The organism is Comamonas sp. B-9 (genome assembly GCF_000410635.1).
In the GTDB taxonomy this organism is placed as follows: domain Bacteria; phylum Pseudomonadota; class Gammaproteobacteria; order Burkholderiales; family Burkholderiaceae_C; genus Comamonas.
Map to the genome: position 1 here is coordinate 1 of NZ_KE148591.1, position 8,441 is coordinate 8,441.

The 8,441-nt window shown below is 57.0% G+C and carries 9 protein-coding genes and 1 pseudogene; 6 read left to right on the forward strand and 4 right to left on the reverse strand.

What is annotated here, in order from left to right; genetic code table 11:
- From H928_RS27945 to H928_RS0114605, 3 genes and pseudogenes are all read right to left on the reverse strand, one after another.
- Positions 1-206, reverse strand: a pseudogene (locus tag H928_RS27945) (RNA polymerase subunit sigma-70); the annotation flags it as partial.
- The gene (locus tag H928_RS0114600) at positions 203-781 is read right to left on the reverse strand and encodes a sigma-70 family RNA polymerase sigma factor (RefSeq protein WP_021027179.1); all 579 of its coding nucleotides are present in this window, start codon (positions 779-781) and stop codon (positions 203-205) included. The pseudogene H928_RS27945 and the gene H928_RS0114600, both read right to left, overlap by 4 nt.
- A 69-nt stretch (positions 782-850) precedes the next feature.
- Positions 851-1,423, reverse strand: a complete 573-nt coding sequence (locus tag H928_RS0114605; RefSeq protein ID WP_021027180.1) for a DUF3455 domain-containing protein — start codon at positions 1,421-1,423, stop codon at positions 851-853.
- Between the two features lie 256 nt (positions 1,424-1,679).
- On the opposite strand from H928_RS0114605, the gene H928_RS0114610 reads away from it, so the two are divergent.
- From H928_RS0114610 to H928_RS31635, 4 genes are all read left to right on the forward strand, one after another.
- The gene (locus H928_RS0114610) at positions 1,680-2,246 is read left to right on the forward strand and encodes a fasciclin domain-containing protein (RefSeq protein WP_021027181.1); all 567 of its coding nucleotides are present in this window, start codon (positions 1,680-1,682) and stop codon (positions 2,244-2,246) included.
- A 324-nt stretch (positions 2,247-2,570) separates the two neighbouring features.
- Entirely contained in the window at positions 2,571-3,338 is a 768-nt protein-coding gene (locus H928_RS0114615) for a FadR/GntR family transcriptional regulator (RefSeq protein ID WP_021027182.1), read from the forward strand.
- Positions 3,339-3,473: 135 nt separating this feature from the next.
- A complete protein-coding gene (locus H928_RS31630) occupies positions 3,474-4,541 on the forward strand; it encodes a hypothetical protein (RefSeq protein ID WP_148293169.1) in 1,068 nt (355 codons plus the stop codon).
- Positions 4,538-5,221, forward strand: a complete 684-nt coding sequence (locus tag H928_RS31635) for a hypothetical protein (RefSeq protein ID WP_148293170.1) — start codon at positions 4,538-4,540, stop codon at positions 5,219-5,221. The genes H928_RS31630 and H928_RS31635 overlap by 4 nt, the downstream gene beginning before the upstream one ends.
- A 310-nt stretch (positions 5,222-5,531) precedes the next feature.
- Here the strand turns inward: H928_RS31635 and H928_RS0114620 are convergent, their stop codons facing one another.
- Entirely contained in the window at positions 5,532-6,026 is a 495-nt protein-coding gene (locus H928_RS0114620; RefSeq protein WP_021027183.1) for a hypothetical protein, read from the reverse strand.
- A 193-nt stretch (positions 6,027-6,219) separates the two neighbouring features.
- Here H928_RS0114620 and H928_RS0114625 point away from each other — a divergent pair, with 193 nt between their 5' ends.
- Both H928_RS0114625 and H928_RS27950 read left to right on the forward strand, forming a co-directional pair.
- A complete protein-coding gene (locus H928_RS0114625) occupies positions 6,220-7,254 on the forward strand; it encodes a ligase-associated DNA damage response exonuclease (protein ID WP_021027184.1) in 1,035 nt (344 codons plus the stop codon).
- Positions 7,251-8,441 (forward strand): ATP-dependent DNA ligase (locus tag H928_RS27950; protein ID WP_239644975.1); only part of this gene is annotated, 1,191 nt, incomplete at its 3' end. The genes H928_RS0114625 and H928_RS27950, both read left to right, overlap by 4 nt.

Consider the following 8,441-nt stretch of genomic DNA (forward strand, 5'->3'; position numbering starts at 1 on the left):
GGCGGGGCCAGAGTGGTCAAGGGTTGCAGGCGCTGCTCCCAGGCATCCACGGCGGCGCGCAGCGCAGCATCCTGCGGCAGGCGCTCTTCGATTGCGCGACGCTCTGCAGCACCCTGCGTGCCCAGCACATACTGGCCGGCCAGCGTCTGCAGGTCGTCGGGGCTGTCGCCATCGGGCGGCAATTGGTGGTTGGTATCGGCGCTCATTGCATGCATTCCCGCAGGGCGCGCAGGCCCCGCTGTATCCAGGCTTTGACGGTTCCCAGCGGGGCCTGCACCCGCGCTGCAATCTCACTGTGGCTGCAACCATCTACATAGGCATGCAGCAGGCATTCGCGGCGCTGTGGCTCCAGGCCATCCAGGCACTGGCCCAGGCGGCCCAGCTGGGCCTGGCGGTCCAGGGCATCGCCCTCTTCCTGCCAGGCAGCCATCGCGGCGCTGGCCTCGTAGGCAGCGGCCGTCGGCTCATCCAGCGCGCTTTCACGGGCGCTGCTGCGCACCCGGTTCAATGCGGCGTGCCGAACAATGCTATAGATCCAGCCTCTAGCCGCACCCCGTGCCGCATCAAAACTGTGCGCCTTGCTCCAGATCGCCACAAAGGCATCGTGCAGCACATCTTCAGCCGCTGCGCGGCTGCGCACAATGCGCATGGCCACCCCCAGCAGATAGCGCGACTCTTGCTCATAGATACGCTGCAGCGCATGGCGGTCGCCACGCGCGCAAGCTTCTAGCGCCAAAGCATGGTCAAAATTGTCGTCGGTCACAGAAGCGGCAGGCGGCATGAAGGCAATCCACGAAGAAGGAAAGGGGAGGAAATCCTTCTTCGAGTGTAGCCGCTCTAAAACAGAAACTTACATTGGCTTCCAGAAGATGTAGTCAGCTTGGTACTGCACCACCGTCTTTTGGCCCTTTTGCGCTGGCGTGCAAGGCTTGTCAGCCGGTGCCACACCGCCCTTCAAGGCCACGCGCTGGATATGGCTCACACCCACCAGGGCACCGCTGCCCGTTGCGGGGTTGGCCTTCACCAATTGGTACGGCAGATTGCCGGCACCTGCTGGCGCCACGGCCAGCTGGGTGGCCGTCAGCTTGGAGCCGTCGTTCGCTTCCCAAGTAGCTGGTGGGCCGTAGTAGCGGCCAACCGACTTGCCAGCGCGGTCCTTCAGCACTGCGTCTGGGCCCACAAACACCCATTCGGTCTGGCCGGCTGCATTGGCCTTGTCGCGGCATTCGTAGGTGATGTCACCGCTACCCACTGTTTCCCAAGCCACCTTGTGGCCGGCTGGCACCTGGATGGTCGCTGGCAGCGAAGCCTGCGAGAAAGCCATTTCCTTTTTCTGCATCGAGCCGCAGGCGGTGAGCAAGCCGATGGAGGCCACTGCGGTGGCGATGGCGACGATACGGGGAGCTGTGCGAGAGGTCAACATACGAGTTCTCCTAGTTAGGGGGACAGAAGGACGAGAGTGAAAACAGCGCTGTTTGATGTGTGCTGTTAGTGGTACTAGTCGGCAGATGCTCGTATGGATGCAGCTAACGCAAATTTTTTTTCGTTGCCTGCATCGTGTCCCCGCACCACCCCCTAAAAACTTTTCAATATTTGTTGAATCCACTGCGCCACCCGCTGCGTATTCCAAACAGCCGCAACGTTTTTTCGGCTGAACATCCACACGCAAGGAGCATCTCATGGCCTCGATTCAAAGTACGCGCAAACTGGTCTCTTATGGCATGGCTTTCATGGTGGCAAGCACCTCCATGGCAGCGATCGCCAAAGACGTGATGGTGGGCGGCGCGCCCATGCTACCCACCAAGGACATCATCGACAACGCCGTCAACTCCAAAGACCACACCACTTTGGTGGCAGCGGTCAAGGCAGCAGGCCTGGTGGATACGCTGAAGGGCCCCGGACCCTTCACCGTGTTTGCCCCGACTAATGCCGCCTTTGCAGCGCTGCCAGCCGGCACCGTAGACAGCCTGCTCAAGCCCGAGAACAAGGGAATGCTCACCACTGTGCTGACCTACCACGTGGTGGCAGGCAAGTGGGATGCCGCAGCGATCAGCAAGATGATCAAAGATGGCGGAGGCATGGCCAGCATCAAGACCGTCAGCGGCGGCACCTTGGTGGCCAAAGCCCAAGGCTCCAAGGTCATGCTGACGGACGAGAAAGGCGGCACCGCCACCGTCACCATCCCCGATGTCTACCAATCCAATGGCGTGATCCATGTGATCGACAAGGTGCTGCTGCCTAAGTAAGGCTGGCATCTGCTGATGGGGTCGCAGCCGTTGCAGCGCATGCAGAGCAGCGGCCACCACGCACCCCGCTGCAGGCCGCCGATAAGGGCCTGCGGCTTTGGCGTTGGCGTGCTGGCATATACAGGCCGGTAGCAAGCAGATCGCCCCGCTGCGGCAGATGCCGCCACCGCATCCACAGCAGCCTGCCCCTTGGCCAAACACAAGGCATAGCCATCCATTGCGCCTAGGGCGCAGGCAGCGCCCCTGGGCTGGAGTACAGTAAGCGCCATCTTGCGGCCTGGCAGCAGCCAGTCCTGCGCTTATCCACCAGCTCCTGCCCCTCGCATGCCGATCTCCTTCACGCCCGTCAAGGCCGCCAACTCCCTCGCCGACCAAGTGGCCCAGGCGCTGGAGGCCAGCATTCGGCAAGGGCACATGCAACCGGGCGACCGCCTGCCTACAGAGCTGCTGCTGGTGGCGCAGTTTGGCGTAAGCCGAACAGTGGTGCGCGAGGCGCTGTCCCGCCTCAAATCCAGCGGCCTGGTCGCCTCCCGCCAAGGCAGCGGTGTCTTTGTACAAGCGCCTAGGGCCGAACCGCTGGACCTGGAAAAAGGCCATGCCGCCTCGCAAGAAGCCGTTATCCAAATCGTAGAAGTGCGCCGCGCGCTAGAAGCCGAAGTGGCCGAACTAGCGGCCGCCCGCCGCAGCACCGCCGATCTGCGCCGCATCCGCGCTGGCGTCAAAGCCTTGGCCAAAGCCGTAGCCGATGGCAAAGACGGTGTAGCCGAAGACGTCGCCCTGCACCGCGTCATCGCCCAGGCCTCCGGCAACCCGTTTCTGCTCAGTACCCTGGATTACCTGTCGCAGGTGCTGGCGGGTGCCACGCGCATTACCCGCGCCAATGAGGCACGGCGGCAGGACTTTGCCGCTGCCGTGACCCAAGAGCATGCGCGGATTGTGGAGGCGATTGAGGCGGGTGACCCTGCGGCTGCACGGGCGGCAGCGACCGCGCATATGAATAACGCGATTGATCGGATCCGGCAGGCGGATCCGGCGTTTTGGCGGCAGGATGGGGAGCGGTTGGCGAGGGTGTTGTTGGGGGGACAGGAGTGAGGTTTTCGCCTTTTTCAGGAGTTGCTGCCGATCGCAGCTACGAGCGGAACCCGCTGTATCCGCGACATTCCGGTAATAGGGACGTTGCGACTGTGCTACGAAAATGGCCAACTTCGAAGGTGCTACAAAATAGCATTGCTTGACGCCTCTTCAAATTTTAATATTTTCTTAGGCACAGATTTAAACCTCATGAATCAATCCAGCAACGATTTACCTCAAAGCCAGAACCATCGTTACATTTTCGCAGCCATAGTATTCGCGATTTGCACATTACTATACGTCGCAGACTATTTCCTGATCGCATTCATGGATGCAGGCACCTCACATTTAGTAAAACAGCACGCCTCAATAATCAAGGCTGTGATCGAGAACCTGATAGCCGGCGCTATTGCTGCGTTGCTTCTTGCTTTTACCTACAGATGGATTTTGGACTGGATTGATCCGGGTGATCGAGTGATCGAAGTGTCACCTGGTCAGATTACTGACCGTTTACTTAGAAATGCGAGAAAGTCTCAGAGCTATGTTTTTATAGGAAATACAGCGAGCTTTGTATCCTACGCAGTTCTACCGATTCTTGTTGAATCAGCACGGACTTCTGGACATCCAAAGGTCATAACACTGTTTCTTATTGATCCTACAGATGAGGCGGCAATTGACGCCTACGTTGGCCACCGCGCACGAGTCTCCAAAGCGTCGCACAGCGCTGCTGACTTAGAATTAATTAAATGGTCTTTACCAGAAAATAAAAAGTCTGAAACTCTTGACGAAGTAATAGCCAAGATTATAGCCAGCATTTATATGGCCGCTTATGTTGCCGACTACCCTGGAATAAATATAACTATTTATCTAAGGCGCTCATTTACTCCATTCAGGGCGGACGTCTCAGATCACGAAGCTATTCTCACACAAGAGTCCGCGACAGAATCTGCTGTCGCATTTTCTGCACGTGGCCACTTCTATGGCTGGTATCAAAAAGAGGCAGATGCACAGAAGGGCCAGGGAATTTCATTCGATTTCACTGTATTACGTGACAGCTTGCGCAACCTCGCACTTGCACACCCAACGGAGCCTTCAATGAAAATCAAAAACTCCATCCAAACACTTCTTAAATCCATTGATTACCTAGCCCCAATAGCAAACAATGAAGTGGCCGTCTCGGAAGCTGCGAAACTGATTAGCCGACCCAAACGCTTGTACACATGACATACCAACAGCTTGTTCAACATATTCATGGTGCCTTGGAGGCTAATCGCTATACGTGTGATTTAAAGACCCAAATCATAGAACTCATGCATTTGGAAGTCGAACTTCAAACGCGGGAAGGAAAATCCAGGATGACAGCCCAGCGACATCCGCTCGGGTTCTTTGCCTGCAGATGGTCACTCGACGAATGCCGCTCGCTGCGTATTCATCTATGGAGCAAGCAGTTTGATTGGGCTCAAGAACCTGGCTGGGAGATTCACGACCATGTCTTCTCTTTTTCAAGCCTTGTTCTACTAGGCGAGCTGAGTAATTGCATCTACGGCATTAATGAGACGTCGAGCGCCGACCGATACTCGGTATTCGAGGTCCTCTATAAAGACGGCGAATCATCTATGAAAAATATCCGCGATGATGTCGAACTAACTATGATTGAGGAAAGTGTGGAGAAGGCCGTCACTCTATACTCAATGGAGGCTGGTATTCTTCATTCTAGTCACTTAATTTCGGAGCACGCATTGACTGTTTTGGCAACGGTAGACAGAGGCATCGTCGCAGATTCTCCTCGCGTTATTAGTGCTCATCGCCGAAGTTCTGTAGCTTTCAATAGATCTCCTACCTCTGACCGACAGGCAGCTGACATTCTTAGGAACTTCATACAGCATTTGGATCATGCAGCCTAAATACATTGACATGAGATTCAAATCAGACTGATGCGCTTACATGGATTAGAAACTGAAATACTTTATAAATTTTATCAATTACCTCATAACAATTTCAAACTATCAATTTTGCGCCTAATGAGAGGCCTAAATAAATCCCAAACCGAATGGGATTGCGTTCTATCCTGTAGTTTTAGCACTCAATTATAAATTCGATTACTGAGCAGATATAAATACGATACATTGGCTAATTTAGAGAATACTATTCATTAGCCACATTGAGTTGTGCGAGTGAATTCACGGCACAAATACACATTAAAAATATATTCGTCTATCTAAAAAAAAGAGCCTTCAAGACCTCAGTCACGGTTATTGAACCCTGCGCAGGCTTATCAACCTGATAAGAATCCACCAATCTTTTATTCTCCAACCGAAGTTGCTCAACCTGAAGCTGCAACAACTCCAACTGAGCTTTGTTCTGTGCGTCTACCATCGGCTGTATATCTCGACGCCAGATCCAAAATCCATAAATAATTCCAAAAATTGCAGAAACCGTAAAGAATATCAGTATATTTACATAGACTTTTCTATCGTTTATGACCACTTCCATTTCTCGCTCCAGCACAGCAAGCTTTGCCTCCTGAGCACGAGTTCGCATATCCAAAGATTTAAGTTCTTCGATCTCTGGGAAGTTCTTAATGACAATTGCGTTACTCGCAGTCGTGACGGATATCATTTGCCAAGAAGAAAACACTAGCACCACTAATGAAAACAGCGCAATAAATTTATAGATGTTGTCTGTAGGAACTGGAACCCGATCAAGCATATGTCACCCCTTTAGCAGCTGATCGTATCAGTGACTTCATCAATAAAGCTAGTCATCTAGCAACTCGGGGCGCTTATTCAGCGATCACCTCTGCCCTAGAACTTGCGCGAATCCCGAGCCTCCCCCCACTCCCGCACCCCAACAAGGCAAACTCTGACGCCCGCCCCCGCCCCCGCAGCCGCAGAATTTGCCCATGCTCGCTGCTTCTGCATCTGCCAACGCCCCACCCGCTGACGTCATCACCCTGACCGACAAAGGTCTGTACTGCGCGGCTGGGGATTTTTTTATTGATGCCTGGAAGCCGGTACACCGCACTTTTGTCACCCACGGCCACTCAGACCATGCCCATGTGGGGATGGGCGAGTACTACTGCAGCTCGACCAGCGAGCCGATATTGCACTGGCGGCTGGGGGAGCAGAACATCCATGCGCTGCCGTTTGGGCAGACGATCACGATGGGGGAGGTGCAGGTGTCGCTGCATCCGGCGGGGCACATATTGGGCTCGGCCCAGGTGCGGGTGCAGCACGGCGATGCGGTATGGGTGTTTACGGGCGACTTCAAGCGCGAGCCGGATCCCACCTGCGAGGCGTTTGAGCTGCTGCGCTGCGACACCCTGATTTGCGAGGCCACCTTTGCCTACCCGGTGTACGCCTGGCCGACGATGGCCCATGAGGTGGAGCGCATTGAGCGCTGGGTGGCGCATTGCAAGGAACAGGGCAAGGCGGCAGTGCTGTATGCCTACAGCCTAGGCAAGGCCCAGCGGGTGCTGGCGGGCTTGGCTGGCAAGCTGGATGCCCCCGTGTTGCTGCATGGTGCGATGGCACGCGGCACCGATATTTACCGGCAGGCGGGCATTGCGCTGGCCGCTACCGAGATGGTGGCCGATGTGCCCACCGATACCGACTTTGCTGGCCGTATGGTGCTGGCACCGCCCTCCGCGCAAGATTCGGCCTGGCTCAAACGCTTTCGGCAGGTGGAGCAAGGTTTTGCCTCGGGCTGGATGCTGCTGCGCGGCAACCGGCGGCGGCGCAATATGCAGCGCGGCTTTGTGATATCGGACCACGCCGATTGGCAGGAGCTCGTCGACACCATTACCGAGAGCGGCGCCCAGCGGGTGCTGGCCACCCATGGCAATACCGATGCGCTGATCCCCTACTTGCAGAGCCTGGGCATACAGGCGGAGCGCCTGCGTACTGCCTATGGCGATGAAGAGGAGGCGGCCGAATGAACCGCTTTGTGGCGCTGTACCAGTTGCTGGACGAAGCCTCCGGCACGCGCGACCGGGAGCAGGCCCTGCAGCAGTACTTTGCCGGCGCCACTGCGGCCGAGGCGACCTGGGCCGTGTATGTGCTGAGTGGCGGCAAGGTGAACACCGGCAAGAATCGCCTGGCCACCACCACTGAGCTGCGCAGCTGGGTGAGCGAGCTGACCGCCTTGCCGCTGTGGCTGGTGGAAGAGAGCTACCGCCAGGTGGGCGATTTGGCGGAGACCTTGTCGTTGTTGGTGGCGGCATGGCAAAAGCAGGGTATCAAACACCCTGAGCTGGCTAATGCGCCCGGCACAGCCGTGGCCCCCGATGCCGATGCGCCCTGGCATGCCTCCTTGCTGGGCGCGACCTTTAAAACACCCGACAACGACAGCCGTCTGGACGAATGGACCGAGCAGTTTTTGCTGCCGCTGGTGGCAGCGGATGCCGAGCAGCGCAAGCGCGCGATACAGCAGGCCTGGCAGCAGCTCGATACCCCTTCGCGCCTGGTCTTTAACAAGCTGCTGACCGGATCGCTGCGCGCCGGCGTTAACAAGCGCAGCCTGCAAAACAGCCTCGCGCCCCTGGTGGGCATATCTGCCGCCGATATGGCGCACCGCATGGTGGGCGAATGGTTGCCCAGTGCCCAGGCCTATGAGGCCTTGATGGACCCGGACACCAGCGCGCAGCTGCTGGATAAGCCCTACCCCTTCTACCTCGCCTCCCCCTTGCCGCAAGAGCCAGAAGCCTTGGGCGACCCCAAGGACTGGCTGGCCGAATGGAAATGGGATGGCATACGGGTGCAGCTGGTGCGGCGCCAGGGACATGCACCTTATCTGTGGTCGCGCGGCGAGGAAAGGCTGGATGGCCGCTTTCCGGAGCTGGAAGCCGCCGCCGCACTGTTGCCGCGCGACATGGTGCTGGATGGCGAATTGCTCGCCTGGGATTACGAGCAGAACAAGCCGCTGGGCTTTGTGGCGCTGCAAAGCCGCATTCAAAAGCGCAAGCCTTCTGCCAAGCTGATGCAGACCGTACCGGCGCGCATATTGTTTTACGACCTGCTGGAATTTGAAGGCGAAGACCTGCGCGCCCAGCCGCTGCAGCAGCGCCGTGCCAGGCTGGAGCAGGTGATCAACCAGGCCCAGCTGCCCGCGCTGGGCCTGTCGCCC

Excerpts from the sequence above, each read along its gene's own strand:
- H928_RS0114600 (WP_021027179.1), bottom strand. The coding sequence starts at position 781 with ATGCCGCCTGCCGCTTCTGTGACCGACGACAATTTTGACCATGCTTTG.
- H928_RS0114605 (WP_021027180.1), bottom strand. The coding sequence starts at position 1,423 with ATGTTGACCTCTCGCACAGCTCCCCGTATCGTCGCCATCGCCACCGCA.
- H928_RS0114610 (WP_021027181.1), top strand. The coding sequence starts at position 1,680 with ATGGCCTCGATTCAAAGTACGCGCAAACTGGTCTCTTATGGCATGGCT.
- H928_RS0114615 (WP_021027182.1), top strand. The coding sequence starts at position 2,571 with ATGCCGATCTCCTTCACGCCCGTCAAGGCCGCCAACTCCCTCGCCGAC.
- H928_RS31635 (WP_148293170.1), top strand. The coding sequence starts at position 4,538 with ATGACATACCAACAGCTTGTTCAACATATTCATGGTGCCTTGGAGGCT.
- H928_RS0114620 (WP_021027183.1), bottom strand. The coding sequence starts at position 6,026 with ATGCTTGATCGGGTTCCAGTTCCTACAGACAACATCTATAAATTTATT.
- H928_RS0114625 (WP_021027184.1), top strand. The coding sequence starts at position 6,220 with ATGCTCGCTGCTTCTGCATCTGCCAACGCCCCACCCGCTGACGTCATC.